General features: G+C 68.1%; 15 protein-coding genes and 2 pseudogenes. 1 reads left to right on the top strand and 16 read right to left on the bottom strand.

The window, feature by feature from the left end:
• Positions 1-84 precede the first annotated feature (84 nt).
• The gene (gene proB / locus AB0D57_RS23575; RefSeq protein WP_362076203.1) at positions 85-1,191 is read right to left on the bottom strand and encodes a glutamate 5-kinase; all 1,107 of its coding nucleotides are present in this window, start codon (positions 1,189-1,191) and stop codon (positions 85-87) included.
• A gap of 244 nt (positions 1,192-1,435) precedes the next feature.
• On the opposite strand from proB, the gene AB0D57_RS23580 reads away from it, so the two are divergent.
• Positions 1,436-2,839, top strand: a complete 1,404-nt coding sequence (locus AB0D57_RS23580) for a polysaccharide pyruvyl transferase family protein (protein ID WP_362076206.1) — start codon at positions 1,436-1,438, stop codon at positions 2,837-2,839.
• A gap of 81 nt (positions 2,840-2,920) precedes the next feature.
• On the opposite strand, the gene AB0D57_RS23585 is transcribed toward AB0D57_RS23580, so the two are convergent.
• The 15 genes and pseudogenes from AB0D57_RS23585 to AB0D57_RS23655 form a co-directional block, all read right to left on the bottom strand.
• Positions 2,921-4,126 carry a glycosyltransferase family 2 protein gene (locus tag AB0D57_RS23585; RefSeq protein WP_362076209.1) on the bottom strand — a complete coding sequence of 402 codons (1,206 nt, stop codon included), beginning with the start codon at positions 4,124-4,126 and terminating at the stop codon, positions 2,921-2,923.
• A gap of 205 nt (positions 4,127-4,331) precedes the next feature.
• Entirely contained in the window at positions 4,332-6,434 is a 2,103-nt protein-coding gene (locus AB0D57_RS23590) for a hypothetical protein (RefSeq protein ID WP_362076212.1), read from the bottom strand.
• A 163-nt stretch (positions 6,435-6,597) separates the two neighbouring features.
• The gene (locus AB0D57_RS23595) at positions 6,598-8,097 is read right to left on the bottom strand and encodes a bifunctional cytidylyltransferase/SDR family oxidoreductase (protein WP_362076215.1); all 1,500 of its coding nucleotides are present in this window, start codon (positions 8,095-8,097) and stop codon (positions 6,598-6,600) included.
• 255 nt (positions 8,098-8,352) lie between these two features.
• Positions 8,353-9,504 carry a hypothetical protein gene (locus AB0D57_RS23600; RefSeq protein WP_362076288.1) on the bottom strand — a complete coding sequence of 384 codons (1,152 nt, stop codon included), beginning with the start codon at positions 9,502-9,504 and terminating at the stop codon, positions 8,353-8,355.
• Positions 9,505-9,697: 193 nt separating this feature from the next.
• Positions 9,698-11,248: pseudogene (locus AB0D57_RS23605) on the bottom strand (alkaline phosphatase D family protein).
• A gap of 328 nt (positions 11,249-11,576) precedes the next feature.
• A complete protein-coding gene (obgE, locus tag AB0D57_RS23610; protein ID WP_362076218.1) occupies positions 11,577-13,013 on the bottom strand; it encodes a GTPase ObgE in 1,437 nt (478 codons plus the stop codon).
• A gap of 152 nt (positions 13,014-13,165) precedes the next feature.
• Positions 13,166-13,420, bottom strand: coding sequence for a 50S ribosomal protein L27 (rpmA, locus tag AB0D57_RS23615; protein ID WP_028802588.1), 255 nt, complete (start codon positions 13,418-13,420; stop codon positions 13,166-13,168).
• Between the two features lie 14 nt (positions 13,421-13,434).
• Positions 13,435-13,755, bottom strand: coding sequence for a 50S ribosomal protein L21 (rplU, locus tag AB0D57_RS23620; RefSeq protein ID WP_103551359.1), 321 nt, complete (start codon positions 13,753-13,755; stop codon positions 13,435-13,437).
• Positions 13,756-14,098: 343 nt separating this feature from the next.
• Positions 14,099-14,236, bottom strand: a pseudogene (locus AB0D57_RS23625) (dTDP-4-dehydrorhamnose 3,5-epimerase family protein); the annotation flags it as partial.
• A 48-nt stretch (positions 14,237-14,284) separates the two neighbouring features.
• Positions 14,285-15,079, bottom strand: coding sequence for a class I SAM-dependent methyltransferase (locus tag AB0D57_RS23630; protein WP_362076222.1), 795 nt, complete (start codon positions 15,077-15,079; stop codon positions 14,285-14,287).
• A gap of 80 nt (positions 15,080-15,159) precedes the next feature.
• Positions 15,160-15,771 (bottom strand): dTDP-4-dehydrorhamnose 3,5-epimerase, encoded by a 612-nt coding sequence (gene rfbC, locus AB0D57_RS23635; RefSeq protein ID WP_362076225.1) that lies wholly within the window; start codon positions 15,769-15,771, stop codon positions 15,160-15,162.
• Positions 15,772-15,791: 20 nt separating this feature from the next.
• Positions 15,792-17,384: a glycosyltransferase family A protein gene (locus AB0D57_RS23640; protein ID WP_362076228.1), complete on the bottom strand. Its 1,593-nt coding sequence runs from the start codon at positions 17,382-17,384 to the stop codon at positions 15,792-15,794.
• Positions 17,381-18,280: a dTDP-4-dehydrorhamnose reductase gene (gene rfbD / locus AB0D57_RS23645; RefSeq protein ID WP_362076231.1), complete on the bottom strand. Its 900-nt coding sequence runs from the start codon at positions 18,278-18,280 to the stop codon at positions 17,381-17,383. The genes AB0D57_RS23640 and rfbD overlap by 4 nt, the downstream gene beginning before the upstream one ends.
• Positions 18,277-19,263, bottom strand: coding sequence for a dTDP-glucose 4,6-dehydratase (gene rfbB, locus AB0D57_RS23650; protein ID WP_362076234.1), 987 nt, complete (start codon positions 19,261-19,263; stop codon positions 18,277-18,279). The genes rfbD and rfbB overlap by 4 nt, the downstream gene beginning before the upstream one ends.
• Complete coding sequence (locus AB0D57_RS23655; RefSeq protein ID WP_362076237.1) at positions 19,260-20,327, bottom strand: glucose-1-phosphate thymidylyltransferase; 1,068 nt, start codon at positions 20,325-20,327, stop codon at positions 19,260-19,262. The genes rfbB and AB0D57_RS23655 overlap by 4 nt, the downstream gene beginning before the upstream one ends.
• Between the last annotated feature and the right edge of the window lie 57 nt (positions 20,328-20,384).

Raw genomic sequence — 20,384 nt, forward strand, 5'->3', positions numbered from 1 at the left:
GCCGACAGCTGCCTCCGCAGCGCCTTGGCAGTGGTCTCCGGAACAGCCCGGCAAGGCTCCTCGGGGCAACCCGGCGCAGTGGCCTTACGGGTGCAGGATCACGAGGTCGTCCCGGTGGATGACCTCGCGTTCGTACGCGGGGCCCAGCTCGCGGGCCAGCTCGCGGGTCGAGCGGCCGATGAGCTGCGGGATCTCCTTGGCGTCGAAGTTCACCAGGCCCCGCGCGACCGCCCGGCCGGCGCTGTCGCGCAGTTCCACGGGGTCGCCCGCGGTGAAGTCGCCCTCGACGGCCGCGATGCCCGCCGGCAGCAGCGACGTGCGCCGGTCGACGACCGCACGCACGGCTCCGTCGTCCAGCGTGAGCGCGCCCTGTGGCGTCGAGGCGTGCTGGAGCCACAGCAGCCGGTCGGCCGAGCGCTTGCCGGTGGGGTGGAAGTACGTGCCCGTGTCCCCGCCCCCGAGGGCGTCGTCGGCGTGGACGGCGCTGGTCAGCACGACGGGGATGCCGGCCGCGGCGGCGATCCGGGCCGCTTCGACCTTGGTGACCATGCCGCCGGTGCCGACGCCGGCCTTGCCCGCGCTGCCGATGTCGATGCCGTCGAGATCGGCGGGAACCCGCACTTCCCCTATCCGCGAGGTGCCGGGCCTGCTGGGGTCGCCGTCGTACACGCCGTCCACGTCGGAGAGGAGGACCAACAGGTCGGCGCGTACGAGATGGGCTACGAGCGCGGCGAGACGGTCGTTGTCGCCGAAGCGGATCTCGTCCGTGGCGACCGTGTCGTTCTCGTTGACGACCGGCAGGGCACCCATCGCGAGGAGCTTGTCGAGGGTGCGGGAGGCGTTGCGGTGATGGGCGCGGCGGCTGGTGTCGTCGGAGGTGAGGAGCACCTGGCCGACGCGGATGCCGTAGCGGGCGAAGGAGGCGGTGTAGCGGGCGACCAGGAGGCCCTGGCCGACGCTCGCGGCGGCCTGCTGCCGGGCGAGGTCCTTGGGGCGGCGGCGCAGCCCGAGAGGGGCGAGCCCGGCCGCGATGGCACCGGAGGAGACGAGGACGATCTCTCTCTCGCCACCGCTGCGGTGTTTGGCGAGGACGTCGACGAGCGCGTCGACGCGGTCCGCGTCGAGGCCGCCCGCGGCCGTGGTCAGTGACGAGGATCCCACTTTGACGACGATCCTGTGGGCCTGCGCCACAGCCTGCCTTGCCTCTGCCGCCTGCCCTGCCACCTGCGGTGTGTCCCCTCGCGTCGGTCCGGCTGTCCCGCCCGGCAATCTACGCGAAGGAGGCGGCACGACGCCCGTCGGTCCAGCAGGCGGACGCCTCCACGTAACCGCTCGCTCACGTCTTGCGCATGCCGGAAAGGTTGTACAGGTTCCTCATATGAAATAAAGAGCATGCAAATATAAGTTGAACGCTGTGGCATCTATTGTTCATCCTGTGAAGCGCATACTCCTGAGATCAGGGAAAAGCCCGTACGACGTCGTCCCTGTGGAGCAGGCCCTCCATCGGGACGTCTTCGCCACCAACTCCGGCAACCTGATCTTCAGTGACGCCGCGCACAAGATCCTCGAGACTCCGACCACCGAGGTCGTCTCGAACGGCATCCGCACCAACGTCTCCGCCGCGGACCGGATCAACGAAGAGTTCGACGCCTTCGTCATTCCGCTCGCCAACGCGTTCCGGCCGTCGTTCGAGCCCCAGCTCAGGCGGCTGACCCAGCTCATCAGCAAGTTGAAGATCCCCGTGATCGTGCCGGGGGTCGGCGCGCAGACCGGACTGGACTACAACCCGGCGCGGCTGAAGCCCATGGAGCCTGCCGTCCGGGAGTTCGTCGGCGCGGTGCTGGAGCGCAGCGCGTCCATCGGCGTGCGCGGCGAGTTCACCGAGCGGTACCTGAAGGACATGGGCTTCAGCGACGTCGAGGTCATCGGCTGCCCGTCGATGTTCATGTACGGCAAGGACCTCGACGTCCGCAAGCGGGTGGACGCGCTCGGCCCCGAGTCCCGAATCGCGATCAACGGGTCGCACAGCGCGGTGAAGTCCCAGGGCCTCGACCGGGTCATCCGCCGGACGCACGCCCGCTACCCGCACCTGCGCTTCATCGGCCAGAACCTCAGTGACGCCCGTCAGCTGCACTGGCGCGACCTGTCGGATCCGAACGGTTCCGTCACCGCAATGCCCACACACCCGGACCACCCGATGTACCGCGAGGACAAGGTCCGCGTCTACATCGACCCCCTCACCTGGATCGACGACCTGCGGGAGTTCGACTTCTCCTTCGGTTCCCGCATCCACGGCAACATCGCGGCGCTGCTGGCGGGTACGCCCGCGACCGTGCTGTGTGCCGACTCGCGCACCCTGGAGCTGTGCCGCTACTTCGACATCCCGCACCGCACCATCGACTCGCTGCCCAAGGATCTCGATCCGGCCGAGTTGTTCGCGGACGCGGACTTCGGCGCGCTGACGGGCGGTCACCAGGAGCGCTTCGAACGCTTCACCGGGTTCCTGGACCGCAACGGCCTGCAGAACACGTTCACGCACGGGGACGCGGGCGCCGCCCACGAGGAGCGCCTCCGCTCGCTCGCCTTCCCGGCCGGCGTCCGCCCGTGGAACGAGGCCGATGTCGCCGCGCTCGCCACTCGGTTCGGCTGGCTCCAGACCCGTATCGCCGAACTGTCCACGGACAACGCGAAGTTGAAGCGCGAGCTCGATCGGACCCGGAAGTCCGCGAAGTCCGTGAAGCCCGCGGTGTCGGCCGTGCCGCCGCGCTCCGTCTACCGCATGGCACGCCGCGTGGTGGGGCGCCCGCTGCGCAAGGCGCTGCAGCCGGGGCGCCCGTAGCACCACCCCATCCAGCGCGTGCTCACCTCGCGAAACGCCCGCTCCGTGCGCCTCTTGGGCGCGGGGAGCGGGCGTTCCCGTTCACCCCGCGCGCCGCGGCCCCAGCACCTTGCGGGCCACGCGGCGGGCGGTGCGCATGCCGGGGAAGTGGCTGCCGGGGGCGAAGTGGAAGCTCTCGATGGTGACCGTCTCGCGGGAGGTGGGGACGAACCAGCTGTCCGGGATGCCCGCTTCCCGGTCGCGGAAGTGCGGGTAGGCGAGGTAGGTCTTGCGGCTGCGGGCGTCCACGTGGAGCGTGGGCGCCTTCTTCTTCTTGATGAACTCCAGGACGTCGACGAGCAGATCGGCCCGGCCGTGACCGGCCAGGTTCACCCGGAGCCGCTCGTTGACCTTGAGGCGGCCCGCGACGCCCTCGGTCCAGTGCGCGTCGACCAGCGGCTTGGCCAGCTCGAGCTTGTTGCGCCTGACCTCGTCACTGTCCTTCAGGAAGACGGGGCCGAACTGCGGGAGCAGGGTGACGGCGAAGGGGCGGACCATCAGGGCGTCGCGGCGCGCACCCGCGGGCACATGCTCGGCGATCAGGCCCATCAGGGCGCGGGCCGAGTCGAAGCGCAGCGTGTAACTGCCGCTCTTCGTCACGTGCTTGCCGTCCTCACGACCGACCAGGTGGTAGCAGTCGTAGTCGGCGACCACGGAGACGCCGTCGGCGCGGAGGTAGGCCTCCATGGTGAAGAGGGCGTCCTCGCCGGTCTTCAGCGACTCGTCGAAGTGCATGCCGTGCCGCGAGAGCAGCTCGCGCCGGAAGAGCTTCTGCGCGCTGAGCGTGAACTTGATCTGCGAGGAGAAGACGTCGGTACGGGGCTGGTTCTTGCCCCACATCGACTTGGGGACGTTGCGGTTGACCCCGATGACCTTGCCGAGCACCACGTCCGTGCCCTGCGCGTCGGCCATGGCGACCATGCGCTCGAGGGCTTCGGGGCCGAAGTAGTCGTCGGCGTCCAGAAAGAAGACGTAGCGTCCGCGGGCCTTGTCGAGGCCGACGTTGCGCGGGCCGCTGGGGCCGCCCGAGTTGGCCTGCCGGATCACCGTGACGGCCATGGCCGCACGCTGCGCGAACTCTTCGAGGTACTCCCCTGTGCCGTCCGTCGACCCGTCGTCGACGGCGACGACCTCGATTCGGGCGGGATCGAGCGTCTGCGCTTCCACCGACTCCAGGCACTTGACCAGGTAGGGCATGGCCTCGTACGCCCCGATGATCACACTCACATCAGGCTGCGTCACGGTCACGTTTCTCCAGTGTCATCATCACATTTCCCCCCGTTTCACCTCAACGGCTACCTATAAGAGCGTTGGGCGCACTATTAGGTTGCCTGACGCCTCCCTCCCTGTGGCGCATTTCACAGAAAAGGGCTGGTTTGCTCACAGCGAAAAGGGCCCGGCCCCGAGGATGTTCCTCGGGGCCGGGCCCTGTCGCGGGTCGGGGCGAAGTTGATCAGCCCGTGACCGCGGCACCGTCCGTCGTGTCTGCCGTGCCCACCCGCTGGCCGGGGAGCGCGTTCGCCAGTTCCACGGCGGCGGCCGAACTGCCGGTCTCCTGGCCGTGGTTGCGCGCCCGGGACTTCTTCGCGAGGTCCCGCACCGCGGCGTTGAACTGGTCGATCGACGCCGGCTCGTCGGGACCGAGCAGGTACTCCTTCAGCTCCCGGCGGTCGGCGGCCAGCGCGTCGCCCGTCGGGTCGGTGACCTGGGCGAGCAGCTCGCCCAGCTCGCTCGCCGAGTTGGAGAGGATCACGGCGGCACGCACCGCGGTGTTCTGCCGCTTGAACTCCTCGACGCCCAGCTCCGCGGAGTCCGTGACCGCGTACGGCTTGCCGCTCGCGATGAAGTCGGAGACCACGCTGGAGATGTCCGAGACCATGGCGTCGGAGACGTTGAAGCAGTCGTACAGGCGCGGCTCGGCGCCCGTGATGACACGGTGTTCCCAGCTGCCGAAGGAACGCCAGTAGGCGTCGTTCCACTCGGCGCGCAGCCGGGCGACCTCGGCGTGCGCCGCCGCGTCGACCAGGCCGTCGCGGGTGGCCTCGGCCTCGTCGCCCTTCTCGGCGACGCCGGTCAGCTCCGCGATGCGGGCCTCGATGCGGGCGAGTTCGGCCTTGGCCGCGCTCCGGTCCGCCGCGTCGGCGGTGAAGCTCGGGTCGGCGGCGCGCTCGGCGGCCGCCTTCTCGACCAGCGCGACGATCTTCTGGTGCGCGGCCTTGGCCTGCGGGCTGCGGGTGCCGGTGAAGGGGTGGGGCTTGTAGAGAACGCGGACGGGCTGCTCGGCCGTCAGCAGCGCGTCCACGATGTTCGCGCCCGCTAGCAGGATCGAGGTGTTGCCCGGGTTGTCGTCCCAGCCCTCCCAGGTGGGGGCGTAGAGGACCGTCGGCATACGCCCCTCGGGCGCGCCGCGCCAGGTCTGGATCGGGGCGAGCTGCGGGCGGCCGACCTCGACGATGTCGTCGTCGCGGACGCCGACGTCGGCGATGGCGTAGCGGTCACGGCCTGCGCGGCCCGCGGTCCACACCTCGTCGTACGCCTTGCTGAACGGGTTGACACTGGCGAGCTTGTCGCTGTCGCCGTGGCCGATGAAGACGTGCTTCATGGTCGGAACGCGCAGCATGTGGATGTTCTTGCCGACGTTCGCCGCGTACAGCGCGACGCGCACCGTGGACAGATCCATGTTCATCAGGTGCACCCCTCCGGGCACACAGATGACCGGCACGGTGGTGGGTGCCATCCGCTCCAGAATGGCTCGCTCGCGGAGGATGATCAGCGGCCGGGTGTCCAGCTGCTCCATCGTCTCCAGCCACATGTTGACCTGGTACGCCGAGTCCTTGGAGCCGGAGAAGTACAGCACCGTCTCCGGGCGGTACTCGCGCAGCCAGTCGTCGACGGCCTCCAGTACAAGTTCCGTGTTCGGCGGGGTCTTCTTGCCGCGGACGTACGGGACGAGCGCGATGACGTAGACGAACGCCGACGCCAGGGTGACCGCGATGCCCGCGAAGCCGTACACGTCGGAGTCGGTGGCCCCGGTGACCAGCACGCCGGCGACGGCCACCAGGTCGAGGTGGAGCATCTTCTCGGCGGCCCGGCTGAGCAGGCCGCGCGGCGGCGCGTCGGGGATGCGGATGCGCGAGGCCAGGTCGACGTTGCGGGTGGCGACGGGCATTTTGCGGCGCGAGCGGATCAGCGCGACCAGCGCGCTGTGCGGGGCCTGGAAGCCGTAGAAGGCCAGGAAGCACGCGATCGCCGCGTAGAAGACCACGCTGTCGGACAGGTCGAGCCGCGCCAGGAGCAGCACGAGCAGCAGCTGCCGTACGAGGAACCTGATGGACAGACCGGCACGCACCTTGCTGAGGCGGTTGATCAGATAGCTGCCACGCCGGTGCAGATAGTGGTCCGCCAGGTACGTCACGGCGGCCGCGGCGGCGAAGGCGCCGACGCTCGGGAGGAGCGCGGCCAGCATCAGGCAGGGGAAGCCCAGCATCATGAGGGCCGCCGCGGCCAGCTCGGCCCCACTGCCCACCCGGGCAACGCGTATAGCGGTGGAAATCACGGAGAAACCTGCTCTTGAGGGAGTGCCGGTTTGGTACAGAAAGTAACCTTGACGCAGAAAGTGCAGAAGATGCCGAAAAGGTATTTACGGATTCAGGCCTCCGTGAATGCGCGACAAACACGCAGCCACAAAGGCCTGAATTACCGGAAGCTAATTGATGTAATTATGCCACGCCGTCCTGACGGTCCAGGACGCTGGCCAGGGCCGCCTCGAAGCCGGAGGCCCGGCCCGCGCCGGCCGTCGGGTCCTGCTGACGGACGTCGATGACGTGACCGGTGAGCTCGGAGACGAGGACGTCGAGCGAGGTGCGCGCCACGGCCTCGGAGGACAGCAGTGAACCCGAGGGCTCCTGACCGAAGGCCTTGGTGCGCATCGGGGTCGCCGTGCGCTCCGGGTTGATGCAGTTGACGCGGATACCGTCGCCGGCCCACTCGTCGGACAGGGCCTGGGTGAGGTTCACCATGGCGGCCTTGGTGGAGGAGTAGAGGCTGTACTCGGCGCGGCCGCGGGTGTAGCTGCTGGAGGTGTAGAGCAGCAACTGGCCCTTGGTCTCGGCCAGGTACTTGTACGCGGAGCGGGCGATCTGCACCGGGGCCAGGTAGTTGACCTTGAGCGCTTCCTCGATGGTCGCGTTGTCGGTCTCCGCGAGCTTGCCTATGCGCAGCACGCCCGCGGTGTTGATGACGTAGTCGATGCGCCCGGTCTCGGCGTACGCCGTGGACAGCGCGTCGTCGACCTCCTCCGGGTTCTCGACGTGGGTGCCGGTGGTCGAGCGGCCCAGCGCGTAGGTCTTCGCGCCGTACCCCTCGGCGAGTTCGGCGATGTCCTTGCCGATGCCGTACGAACCGCCGAAGACCACCACGGTCTTGCCGGTGAGCAGCTCGCGGTAGGCGGCCTCGTCGGCCTGCTCGGGCGCGGCGGTGGAGCCGAGCTGGAAGAGCTTGTCGGCGATGAAGACGTCGACGGGCTGGGTGACCTTCATGTTGTACTCGTCGCCCGCGACGACGTGGATCGGCACGTCCGGCAGGTACTTGAGTACGACCGAGCAGTCGTCGGTGGCCTGGAAGTTGGGGTCGCCGGCCGCGACCTCGTACGCCCGCCGGATGGTGGACAGCTTGAACGCCTGGGGCGTCTGGCCGCGGCGCAGCCGGGCGCGGTCCGGGATCTCGGTGATGAACTCGCCGTCCTCGCCGTGGGTGCGGGTCACGATGATCGTGTCCGCGGACGGGATGGCGACGTCGACGGCCTGGTAACGCTCGAGCGCCGTCACACAGTCGTCGATCACGCGCTCCGACAGCAGGGGGCGTACGGCGTCGTGGAAGAGGACGTTGGCGTCCTCGCCCTCGGCCAGACCCTCGCCGAGGGCGGCGATGGCGCGCTCGGTGGTCTCGTTCCGTGTCGAGCCGCCCTCGATGACCCGGGACACCTTGGTGAAGCCCGCCTTGGCGACGATCTTCTCGACGTCCGGCACATAACCGGGGGCCATCAACACAATGATGTCGTCGATGGATTCGGCCTGCTCGAAGGTGGTCAGCGTGTGTTCGATGACCGCCTTGCCGGCGATCTTCAGCAGCTGCTTCGGAATCGACAGACCCACGCGCTGACCGGTACCCCCGGCCAGGATCACTGCGGTGGTACGGGGCTTGGCAAAGTGCTCAGACACAGGTGACCTACCTTGGGGCGACAGGGAACCTTGGAATGCTCCCACTTAGGGTTACCGAGGTGCAAGGTGAGCGCCGTCTGCTGCATATGTGCGCGCAACCAGCTATTCACCTTGCACGCAGGCGACTCTCAGGAATCCGAACCGGATCACAACCGGATTGTCCGGATTTGCTGTGAGTAACTCCACACGGTTTTTGTACGTTTTCTCCTCGCCTCCGCAGCGGAAGCGAGGCCCGTCCGTTACTTACCGCTTCCGCTACTTGCGCTTCAGCCGCTTGAGGACCCGGTGGCCGAGCACCCGGACGAGTTCCTTGGACGAGGTCTGGTGAACCGAGCGGACAGCGGCGGCGCGCACGGCGGGAGTCGCGGCCGCCACGGCGAGCGCCCCGTACAGCGCCTGGGCCGCCACCTCGGGATCGATCCGCGGGGACGCCGTCTCCTCGGCACCGCCCGCGACGGGTGGGGCAGACAGCAGCGCGGGGTCGCCGAGTACGCGTACGCCCATGGTGCCGATCCGCTCGGCCGTCTCCGCGCCGATGCCCGCGGCCGCCTCCAGCGCCCACGTCGGCGTGTGGATCCGCGCGTCGTCCGCCGCGGGACGGCAGGTGTTCTTCATATGCATGACCGCGCCATTGCGCACCAGCTTGGAATACACCTCGTCGGGCAGCCCATTGCCGCGGAACTCCATATTGAGCTTTCGCAGCATTTCGGTCTCGGCGAGGGTGAGAGAGCGATTCGCCGTGTCCGGAACCGGCACCAGGAGACCGTCCGGCAGACCGAGGAGGGATTCGAAGGTGCGCATGAGGCCGCCGCGGTCGCTGTCGTCGACCACGACGACGGTGACGTTCTCGGCGCCGACCACCCGCACCCAGCGCTCCACCAGCCGGTCGTGGCGGTGGCGGCGCCAGAAGCTCGGGTTGGGCTTCTCGTACGGGGCCTTGCGCAGCATGTGCGTCAGCCAGTCCTCGTAGCCCATGCGCAGACCGTTCTGCACGTACTGCTGCCACTGCGAGGGCATGATCTTCGCCAGCGGGCGGAGGGTGACCAGGACGTGTACCCGGTCCCGGCCGAGGTCGTCGACGATCCGGGCGATGGTCTCGTCGTCGGGCGCGTCGGCGAAGAACTCGCTGCTGACCACCGAGGTGCGCTTGCCGGTCGCGTGCACCGCGTCGACGAGCCGCTTCCAGTGGCCCTCGGTGGGCCTGGTGTCGCCCATCATGCCGGGCCGGGCGCAGATGCCGAGGGCCGCCTCCATGGGGTGCCTGCTGCGTGCCGGGAAGTCGACGCCGTGCCCGGCCATCGTCTCCTTCGCCGCGAACAGCGCGCCCTGGATCGACGTGGTCCCGGTTTTGTGCGGGCCGATGTGCAGCAGCCGGGTGCCTACGGGCAGGGCGCCGGGGGCACCCATCGCGACGGTTCGCGCCACTTCCTGGACGGCTTCTGTTTCCGTCCCGGTGGCCACCGTGTCATGAGTCGTACAGTCGGTCTCCATGGTCAAGGGAGGTTAAATCTCTTACCTGAGTATTAACTGAGAGAGCCCTGGGACTCATATGAGCTCCAGAGCCTCCCCCTCAGGCGGTCCCCCAGGTGGCCCCAGGTGATCAGACCAGTCGCACTCCCGGCGTCCCCGCCTCGCCCCGCAGCCGGGCCAGCGTGCTGGAGGCGGCGTCGGGCTTCAGGACGGTCTCCGGGACGCGCACCTGGGCGTCGATGCCGTCGCGCCGGATGTCGAAGAGGTGGTAGCCGCGATGGGCGTCGATGAACTTCCAGTGCGGGTTGTCCGCCATCCGCGGGTCCCAGTCCTTGTGGAAGGCCGCCTGGTCCTGGTCGCCGCCGCTGGAGATGGAGGTCCCGACGAACTCGGCGCCGACGACGTCGGAGTCCGGGTCTGCGAAGTCCTTCTTGAGGTCGCTGATCATGCTGAGGTGGCGGTCGCCGGTCAGCACGACGGGGTTGCGGATGCTCGCGAACTCCCCCATGAGGGCGTTGTGTTCGACCTGGTAGCCGTCCCAGGCGTCGTAGTACCAGAGCTTGCCCTCGCCGACCTGGAGATCCGTCTCGGCCATCATGATCTGTGAGGCGATCAGGTTCCAGCGGGTCGGCGACCCGTGCAGGCCGTCGAGCAGCCACTCCTTCTGCTCGGCGCCGAGCATGGTGAGCGCGGGGTTCGCGGCGCCCGCCTGGCTCGTCGCCTGGTCGCTGCGGTACTGCCGGGTGTCCAGGACGTTGAGGCGGGCCAGCCGGCCGAAGTCGAGCCGCCGGTACATCTGGATGTGCGGCCCGTTCGGGATCGCGCTCGCCCGGACCGGCATGTGCGCGTAGTACGCCTGGTAGGCGGCGGTCAGCCGGGCCACGAAGGCGTCGTGCGACTGACTGGCCGGGTCCTGCGGGATGTCGCCCGCGTAGTCGTTGTCGACCTCGTGGTCGTCGAAGGTGACCACCCAGGGCGCGGCCGCGTGCATCGCCGCGAGGTGCGGATCGGTGCGGTACTGCGCGTAGCGGTTGCGGTACTGGACGAGGGTGTACGGCTCGTTGCTGCCCTCGTGCGTACGGGTGGCCGTGGCCGACGGCCTGGTCTCGTAGATGTAGTCGCCGACGAAGACGACGACGTCCGGATCCTGGTCGCGCATGTCGGCGTACGGCGTGAAGTAACCGTTCTGCCAGTTCTGGCAGGAGGCGAGGGCGACGCGGAGCGTGCCGCCCGAGCTGCGCGGGTGGGGCGCGGTGCGGGTGCGGCCGGTCGGCGAGAGCTGTCCGGAGGTGCGGAAGCGGTACCAGTAGGCGCGGTCCGGGCGCAGTCCGCGTACGTCGACGTGCACGCTGTGGCCGTACTAGGGCAACGCCCGCGCGACACCCCGCCGCACCCGCTTCCTGAACCGGCTGTCCTCGGCGAGCTCCCATTCCACCGGCACCGCGCGGTCGGGCATACCGCCGCCGTCGAGTGGGTCGGGGGCGAGCCTGGTCCACAGCACGACGGCGCCCGGCAGCGGATCGCCGGAGGCGACACCGAGCGCGAACACACCGTCGGGCAGGGGTGTTTCGGCGGCTCGCGCGGTGGCGGGCAGCCACAGCTGCGTGGTGGCCGCGGCACCCAGCACCCCGGCACTGGTGGTCAGAAAGCGGCGACGATCGCGTGAGACAGCTCCGGTCATCGGTGAACTCCCTTGCGTCGGTGGCCCCTTTGACACCGGGAAGCTCACACGGCGCAACGGCCCGCTCGCTGAACGGGGTCCATCACGAACATGACAAATGAGCGAGCAAAAGGAGACCCGCCGCGGTGCGGGGAAAATCCCTGCACCGCGGCGGGCCTGACGTTCTTTCAGTACCGGGCCACTCAGCCCGTCCGGCGTTCGAGGACGAAGCCGTTCAGGCCGAAGCGGGGGTCTGGAGGCGGCAGCCCACAGGGGACGGGACCGGACGGGGGCGGCGGGGGCAAAACCCCCTCAGCCCCAAGCCGGCCCTGGAACCCCCGAGCCGCCCCTAGAACGGCTCGAAGTCGTCGTACTCCTTCTCCGACTCGTCCCGCTCCGCCTGCTTGTCCCGGCGACGCTGCGTGGCAGGCCGCGGCGCGTCGAACCGGTGGTCCTCACCACGCCGCCCCAGCATCTCCGCACCAGCCATCACCGTCGGCTCCCAGTCGAAGACGACCGCGTTCTCCTCGGGTCCGATGGCAACGCCGTCGCCCGAGCGGGCGCCCGCCTTCATCAGCTCCGCCTCGACGCCGAGGCGGTTGAGACGGTCGGCGAGGTAGCCGACGGCCTCGTCGTTGCTGAAATCGGTCTGGCGGACCCAGCGCTCGGGCTTCTCCCCGCGCACGCGGAAGAGGCCGTCCTCCTCCTGGACCACGGTGAAGCCCGCGTCGTCGACCGCCTTCGGGCGGATGACGATCCGGGTCGCCTCCTCCTTGGGCTTGGCGGCGCGCGCCTTCCCGATCAGCTCGGCGAGGGCGAAGGACAGCTCCTTGAGGCCCATGTGCGCGACCGCCGACACCTCGAAGACGCGGTAGCCGCGAGCCTCCAGGTCGGGGCGGACCATCTCGGCGAGGTCCTTGCCGTCGGGTACGTCGATCTTGTTCAGGACGACCATGCGCGGGCGGTTGCCGAGGCCGCCGTACTGCTTCAGCTCCTCCTCGATGATGTCGAGGTCGGTGACCGGGTCGCGGTCGGACTCCAGGGTCGCCGTGTCCAGGACATGGACGAGCACGCTGCACCGCTCGACGTGGCGGAGGAATTCGAGGCCGAGGCCCTTGCCCTGGCTGGCGCCGGGGATGAGTCCGGGCACGTCGGCGATGGTGTAGACCGTCTCGCCCGCCGTCACCACGCCCAGGTTGGGGACGAGGGTCGTGAACGGGTAGTCCGCGATCTTCGGCTTGGCGGCGGACAGGACCGAGATCAGCGAGGACTTGCCCGCGCTCGGGTAGCCGACGAGGGCCACGTCCGCGACGGTCTTCAGCTCCAGGACGATGTCCTGCAGATCCCCGGGCACCCCGAGCAGCGCGAAGCCGGGCGCCTTGCGGCGGGCCGAGGCCAGCGCCGCGTTGCCGAGGCCGCCACGACCGCCCTGCGCGGCGACGTACGACGTGCCGTGGCCGACGAGGTCCGCGAGGACGTTGCCCGCCCTGTCGAGTACGACCGTGCCGTCCGGCACCGGCAGGATCAGGTCCTGCCCGTCCTTGCCGGACCGGTTGCCGCCCTCGCCGGGCTTGCCGTTGGTCGCCTTGCGGTGCGGGGAGTGGTGGTAGTCGAGCAGCGTGGTCACGGACTGGTCGACGACCAGCATCACGTCACCGCCACGGCCGCCGTTGCCGCCGTCCGGGCCGCCGAGCGGCTTGAACTTCTCCCGGTGAACGGAGGCACAGCCGTGGCCTCCGCTACCCGCGGCGACGTGCAGCTCGACGCGGTCCACGAAGGTGGTCATGTGGGGTGCCTCCAGCACTTGGGTTACTTCTCAGCGCGTACGGAATGTCTCTCGTACGGAGTGTCTGTTGTACGGAATGTCTCTTGGATAACAAACGAAAGGCGGACCCACTTCCCGACCGGGAAGTGAGGTCCGCCTCGCGAAAGAACCGGTCAGGCGACCGGAACGATGTTCACGACCTTGCGGCCACGGTGGGTACCGAACTCCACCGCACCGGCGTCAAGGGCGAACAGCGTGTCGTCCTTGCCACGGCCGACGCCGTTGCCCGGGTGGAAGTGGGTGCCGCGCTGGCGGACCAGGATCTCACCGGCATTGACGACCTGACCGCCGAAGCGCTTCACGCCGAGCCGCTGAGCATTGGAGTCGCGACCGTTCCGAGTGGACGATGCGCCCTTCTTGTGTGCCATCTCTCCTCAGTCCCTTACTTCGCAGCCGCGGGGATCTCAGTGACCTTGATCGCCGTGTACTGCTGGCGGTGGCCCTGACGACGGCGGTAGCCGGTCTTGTTCTTGTAGCGAAGGATGTCGATCTTCGCGCCCTTGTGGTGGTCCACGACCTCGGCCTGGACCTTGATGCCGGCGAGGACCCAGGGGTCGCTCGTCACGGCTTCGCCGTCGACAACGAGCAGCGTAGAGAGCTCTACGGTGTCGCCAACCTTGGCAGTGGAAATCTTGTCAACCTCAACGATGTCGCCGACAGCAACCTTGTGCTGGCGACCACCGCTGCGCACGATGGCGTACACGCGGATCTCTCTTTCACTCGGGACCGGACCCCTGACGCCAGCCGCTCACACGGACCCGAGGGCCCGATGATCCGGATGTGGACGAGCGGCCTCCCCCGCTCAGAGAGCAGGAGGTGGGGTGCTCAGGGATGGGTGTGTACGGAGACACACCGAGGATTCAGGTTACGGGCAGTGCCATGGCGGGTCAAACCGGGTCCGGCCCGGCCCGTCACCGCGCCCAGATGAGGTCCTCTGTATGCACACGTCACTTCCTGCTCAAATACCTCTGTCGCAAGAGTTCACTCTGGGGAGGGACCATGCGGGGCAGTTCCAGGAGACCGGTCGGCGTGCTCGCTCGCACCGTGACGGTGTGGTGCGCACTGTCGTCGGGCCGGACGATCTCCCACTGCTTGTACATGGGCGAGCCGACCCGGATGTCAACGATCACGTCGAGCACCACGCCGCGTACGCACTTGGCCTGGCTGGGCGGGACGTCCGCGAAGGTGCGTGCTCCTCGGGCCGGACACGCCGGCCCGAGGAGCAGCCGGTGTCAGCCAGCCACCGCTTCGATGCGGCGGCGTATGGGCGCGAACGCCGAGCGAGGGCGACGCAGGTTGCGAGCCCGGGTCAGTGTCGGCCAGAAGTCCGCCTTGAGCAGGGTCTCGCCCTGGACGGCGTTCTTGCGGAGCAGGACTTCCTCCGGGACGTCCTGCGGGTCGTCGGCGCGGTACTCCTCCATGATCTTGTCGTAGTTGTCCTTCAGCACGGTGCTGGTCGGATCCGCCCCGAAGACCGCGACGACACCGGTCGGCTTCGTGTCGAGTTCCACCACCACCAGATCGGGGCGGAAGCGCCGTAGCACCTGCACCACCTTGAACACGTCGCCGGTCCACATCCCGGTGTGCCGGTCGCGGGCCGCCTCGTCGACGTTGCGCGGCAGCATGTCGTCCAGCACGATCACGCTCGACCAGCGCGAGTGCCGCTCGACGTTCATGAAGTCCCGCAGTGCGAACTCGAAGAGGTGCATGCCGTCGATGAACGACAGGTCTAGCCGCGGCTCACCGCCCAGGAGGTTCAGCGGATCGCGGCGGGCTAGCGCGCGGAACGGGTTGCGGCCGTTTCGCAGGTGAATCAACGGGTCCCTTCGGTCGAAGAAGGCGTCGCTCGTAGCCTTGATCATGTGCACATCGCAGCTGATCTCTGACGTCACCTTGAATGCCGGATCGACAGCGACCGTGGGAACTCGAGACAGCGTCAGGCTGCGGCCGTCATTGACGCCGATCTCGAGATAGTTGCGGGGGCGATAAACCATGTGCAGCTGGCGGAGAAATCCGTGCCGATCCACGTAGAACGCGCCCTTCACTGATAGTTGACGACGAACCGATCCCACGGAAGCTAGCCGCGAGGTGACCGGAGAGTAAACAGCTACCTTCCGGTAACTTCGGTGCTTGCGAGTTCCGCGCGATGGGCGATGCAGTCCTCGTATCTGGGGAGCAGTCCCTGCGTCGCCGCGTCCGCCAGCGTCGGAGCAGCGGCATCCTTGTCCGACAGCAACGGATCCACGTCCGCCGGCCATTCGATGCCCAACTCGGGATCGAGGGGATGGATGCCGTGCTCCCGCTGCGGTGCGTAGCCCTCGGAACAGAGGTAGACGACCGTCGCGTCGTCGGTCAGCGCCAGGAAGGCGTGCCCGAGGCCTTCGGACAGGTAGACCGAGGCGTGTGTTTCGTCGTCGAGCCGGACCAGCTCCCACTGCCCGTAGGTGGGGGAGCCGACCCGTATGTCGACGATGGCGTCGAGCACAGCACCGCGTACGCACTTCACGTATTTGGCCTGGCTCGGCGGCACGTCGGCGAAGTGGATACCGCGCAGGGTGCCGCGGCGGGAGACCGAGCAGTTGGCCTGGGCCAGGGACAGGTCATGCCCGGTACTCGCTCGGAAATCCGATCCGCCGAACCATTCGTGGAAGCTACCGCGCTCGTCCGGAAAGACGTTGGGCTCGTGGAGCCAGGCGCCTTCGATAGAGAGGGGTTTCATGATGTAGCGGGACCTCCGGGTCAGGATGCGAGAACTCTTTTGACCTTCTTGGCGACTCTCCGCCAAATGGCCTGGGATACGGCTGGCTTGTCCGGCACCTTGTGCATGTTTCCGCCGATGTCAAGAGCCAGCCGCCCGTCCCGGGTCCAGTAGGGGGCAGCCTGGATATTCAGGCGCTCCGACCGCTCACCGCCGCAGGGCAGCAGTTCACTCGCCGGGCCGCCCTCGATACGGGCCACCCGGTCGATCCCGAGCAACTGGACGTTGACGTGAACGTCGTAAAGCCCCTTGGGGAGCCGACCGCCACACGCGGAGGTGTCAGGGTCAATGCGGACGGTTCCCTCGATCTCCACAGTCCCGTCAGCGGCGATAGTCACTCTGGATTCGACTTCAGGGAACCAAGCCTGCGCCTTGTTGCGCTGACGCAGCTGGAAATCTATGGCCGCACGGTTCTCGATGTCCTTGAAGGACCAGTCGGGCCCGCCCTCGATCCCATGGACCAGGGCGAGGTCGAGGCCGTAGCCATCGCCCAGCTTCCTGACCTTCACCGTGGCACCGTCCTCGTACCGCAGCCGGGCACGGAACGGCGCCTCCAGCACACCCCGCCGCCAGCGCACCGGTCCACTGAACTCGACCTCGCTGATGGCGTCGCGGTAGCGCTGGGCCACCTTGCGCAGGTCCTCGACCCGGTCGGCCTCGAGCAGTTCGGCGCGGAACCGCCAGAGCGGTGGCAACCCCTCACGGACGGAATCCGTGTACTCCTCGACCGCTACCTTACGGGCCGCCTCGTAGTGCCCCATGCTGAAGGGATCGCCGTTCAGGAAACCCTGCGTGGAGGTGTTCCGCAGGACTTCAACCCGGTAGTTACGCGTCAGGAAGGCGTCGCGCGCCGGTCCCGGGGTCGTGTTGGCCTTGACGATCTGCGCGGTCTTGGCAAGCCACGGATAATAGTCCGCCGGCTCGGTCCGGGTCTTGCTGTTGTTACTGCCGTCGTCGCGCTTGCTCCAGTCGTAGCACACGACATCGCTGACGATCGTGATGCTCTTGGCGAGCGGATAGGCCTTCGCCAGGAACATCTGGTCCTCGAGACGACACCGCCCTTCCTGGAAGGTGATGTCGTTGTCGAGCAGGAATTCACGCCGGAACATCTTGTGCGGAGTCAGCGTCTCGTACAGCTCGGCGAACTCCGGGCCGGTGCGTTCAATCGACTCCCGGAAGAGGCGAATAGGGCCACGCATATTGCCCTTCACCTTGCCGACGACAATGTCAGAATTGTTCTTCAGCGCCCGGTCGTACATTGTCTGCAGCGCCTTCGGGCCCAAGCAGTCGTCCTGGTCGAGGAAATGTACGTACTCGCCGCGTGCGTTGGCGACACCGACATTACGGGGACGCCCGGGCCAGCCCGAGTTCGGCATGGAGAGCACCCGGAAGTTCTCGGTCTTGTCAGCCATCGACTGGAGTCGCTCCGCAGAATCATCGGTCGACCCGTCGTCGACGAAGATCACCTCGAGCTCGTCCTGCGGCAGTGTCTGCTTCAGGATCGAGTTGATCGGGCGCTCGATGTAGACCCCCGCGTTGTAGACCGGGATGATGATGCTGACCTTCACGGTCATGGATTCCCCTCCTGGGGCTCAGCGACCAGCACGGGCATCGCAGAGCTGAGTCCCTCGGACCAGCCGCGTATCGGTTCGATGCCGGCCTGCTGCCAACGGTCGTGGCCCAGCACGCTGTACGCGGGCCGGGGCGCGGGGCGGGCAAACGCCGCGCTGGTGGTCGGCCGGACCCGCGCCGGATCGGTGCCGAGGAGCCGGAAGATCTCCCGGGCGAAGCCGAACCAGGTGGTCTCGCCGCTACTGGTGCCGTGATACACACCGGCCGGAGCGGTGCCGGCCAGCGCAGCCTGGCCCAGCAGGACCAGCCGGTCGGCCAGATCCACCGTCCAGGTGGGCTGACCTCGCTGGTCGTCGACGACGTCGAGGGAGTCTTTGACGCTCTCAAGTTTGATCATCGTACGGACGAAATTGCCGCCGCCGGCCCCGTAGAGCCAGGCGGTACGGACCACGTAGCCGAGGTCCGGCAGCGCCTTGAGCACCGCGCGCTCACCGACCAGCTTCGTGCGGCCGTACGCGCTGCGCGGGCCGGTCGGGGCGTCCTCCGCGTACGGCTTCTCGGCGTCGCCGGGGAAGACGTAGTCCGTGGAGACGTGCAGGAGTACGGCGTCCAGCTCGCGGCACGCCTCGGCCAGGTGCCGGGGGCCGTCACCGTTGATCCGCAGGGCGTCGTCCTCGCGGGTCTCCGCGTCGTCCACGGCCGTCCAGGCGGCGCAGTTGACCACGACAGCCGGGCGGTGCTCCGAGAGAACGGCCTGTACGGCGGCGGGGTCGGTGATGTCCAGGTCGGTGCGGGCGACCGCGACCGCCGGGATGCCGGCGTCAGCGAGCCGGGCCAGGACATCCTGCGCGAGCATCCCGCCCGCACCGGTCACCAGCCAGCTTCGGGTGTCACTCACAGGGCCGCCCGCTCCTTCAGCGGTTCCCACCACGCGCGGTTCTCGCGGTACCACCGGACCGTCTCCGCGAGCCCCTGCTCAAAGCTCTTGCGCGGGACGTAGCCCAGCTCCTCGCGGATCTTGGTGCAGTCGACCGAGTAGCGGCGGTCGTGGCCCTTGCGGTCCTCGACGTACTCGACGCTGGTCTCCCAGTCGGCGCCGCAGGCCGCCAGCAGCAGCCCGGTGAGCTCCTTGTTGGAGAGTTCGGTGCCGCCACCGATGTTGTAGACCTCGCCCGCGCGGCCCTTGGTGCGGACCAGGTCGATGCCCTGGACGTGGTCGTCGATGTGCAGCCAGTCGCGGACGTTGCCGCCGTCGCCGTACAGCGGGACCTTCTTGCCGTCGAGGAGGTTGGTGACGAAGAGCGGGATGACCTTCTCGGGGAAGTGGTGGTGCCCGTAGTTGTTGGAGCAGCGGGTGACGCGGACGTCCAGGCCGTGGGTGCGGTGGTACGACAGCGCGATCAGGTCGCTGGATGCCTTCGCCGAGGAATAGGGCGAGTTGGGCTCCAGCGGGTGGGTCTCGGGCCAGGAGCCCTCGTCGATCGAGCCGTAGACCTCGTCGGTGGAGATGTGCACGAAGGTCTTGATACCGGCCCGGTGCGCCGCGTCGATGAGCGTGTGGGTGCCGACCACGTTCGTGCGGACGAACTCCGCGCCGCCGTCGATGGAGCGGTCGACGTGCGACTCGGCGGCGAAGTGCACGACCTCGTCGTGCTCGGCCATCAGCTTGCCGACCAGCTCGGGGTCGCAGATGTCGCCCTGCACGAAGGCTAATCCCGGGTGCGCGCGCACCTCGTCGAGGTTGGCCGGGTTACCCGCGTACGTCAGCTTGTCCAGGACGGTGATCGCGACATCACCGGGGCCCTGAGGGCCGAGCAGCGTACGGACGTAGTGGGAGCCGATGAAACCGGCGCCGCCGGTCACCAGGATCTTGGTCGTCATGAAGAGATCTGCACCTTGCTGTGATCACCGAGCACCAGCCGGTGGGCTGAAGGATTACGGGGGGCCGGCGTGACTTCGACATCACGCCCGATCAGCGAGGCCTCCACCCGGCGCACGCCGGTCACGGAGGAGCCGCGCAGCACGATGGAGTACTCGATTTCGCTGTCCTCGATCCGGCAGTCCTCGGAAACGGAGGTGAACGGGCCGATGTACGCGTCGTTGACCACCGCGCCGGCGCCGATGATCGCAGGTCCGACGATCCGGCTGCCACTGACGCGGGCGCCCGCCTCGATGCGCACCCGGCCGATGATCTCGCTGTCCTCGTCCACCGTGCCCGCGTTCAGGGGCTCGACGGTCTCCAGGACGGACCGGTTGACCTCCAGCATGTCGGTGACGTTGCCGGTGTCCTTCCAGTAGCCGGAGATGGTGGTGGAGCGGACGTCACGCTTCTCGTCGATCAGCCACTGGATGGCGTGCGTGATTTCCAACTCGCCACGCCAGGAGGGCTCGATGGAGCGGACGGCCTCGTGTATCGCCGAGGTGAACAGGTACACGCCGACGAGCGCCAGATCGCTCTTCGGCTTCTTCGGCTTCTCCTCCAGGCCCACCACCAGGCCGTCGCCGTCGAGCTCCGCGACACCGAAGGAGGTGGGGTTGGGGACCCTGGTCAGCAGGATCTGCGCGTCGGGCCGCTCGGCCCGGAACTCCTCCACCACGCCGGTGATGCCACCGACGATGAAGTTGTCGCCGAGGTACATGACGAAGTCGTCGTCGCCGAGGAAGTCCTGGGCGATGAGTACGGCGTGGGCGAGCCCCAGTGGCGCATCCTGCGGAATGTAGGTGACCTTGACCCCTAATCGGGAGCCGTCCCCCACCGCCTCGCGGATCTCGTCCGCAGTGTCCCCCACGACGATTCCGACCTCGCTGACCCCGGCTTCGGCGATCGCTTCCAGGCCGTAGAAGAGCACAGGCTTGTTGGCGACCGGCACCAGCTGTTTGGCCGAGGTGTGAGTGATCGGGCGGAGGCGGGTGCCCGCTCCCCCGGAAAGCACAAGAGCCTTCACGTATTGGCCCCCCCAATACTATGTATACCTACGAGGATGAAAATCCCCATTTGTCTG

Source organism: Streptomyces sp. NPDC048275 (genome assembly GCF_040652275.1).
In the GTDB taxonomy this organism is placed as follows: domain Bacteria; phylum Actinomycetota; class Actinomycetes; order Streptomycetales; family Streptomycetaceae; genus Streptomyces.

Coding starts and splice junctions, on each gene's coding strand:
- AB0D57_RS23600 (WP_362076288.1), bottom strand. CDS start 9,504: ATGGGTGCCCCCGGCGCCCTGCCCGTAGGCACCCGGCTGCTGCACATC.
- AB0D57_RS23640 (WP_362076228.1), bottom strand. CDS start 17,384: ATGACCGTGAAGGTCAGCATCATCATCCCGGTCTACAACGCGGGGGTC.
- obgE (WP_362076218.1), bottom strand. CDS start 13,013: ATGACCACCTTCGTGGACCGCGTCGAGCTGCACGTCGCCGCGGGTAGC.
- rfbC (WP_362076225.1), bottom strand. CDS start 15,771: ATGAAACCCCTCTCTATCGAAGGCGCCTGGCTCCACGAGCCCAACGTC.
- rpmA (WP_028802588.1), bottom strand. CDS start 13,420: ATGGCACACAAGAAGGGCGCATCGTCCACTCGGAACGGTCGCGACTCC.
- rfbB (WP_362076234.1), bottom strand. CDS start 19,263: ATGACGACCAAGATCCTGGTGACCGGCGGCGCCGGTTTCATCGGCTCC.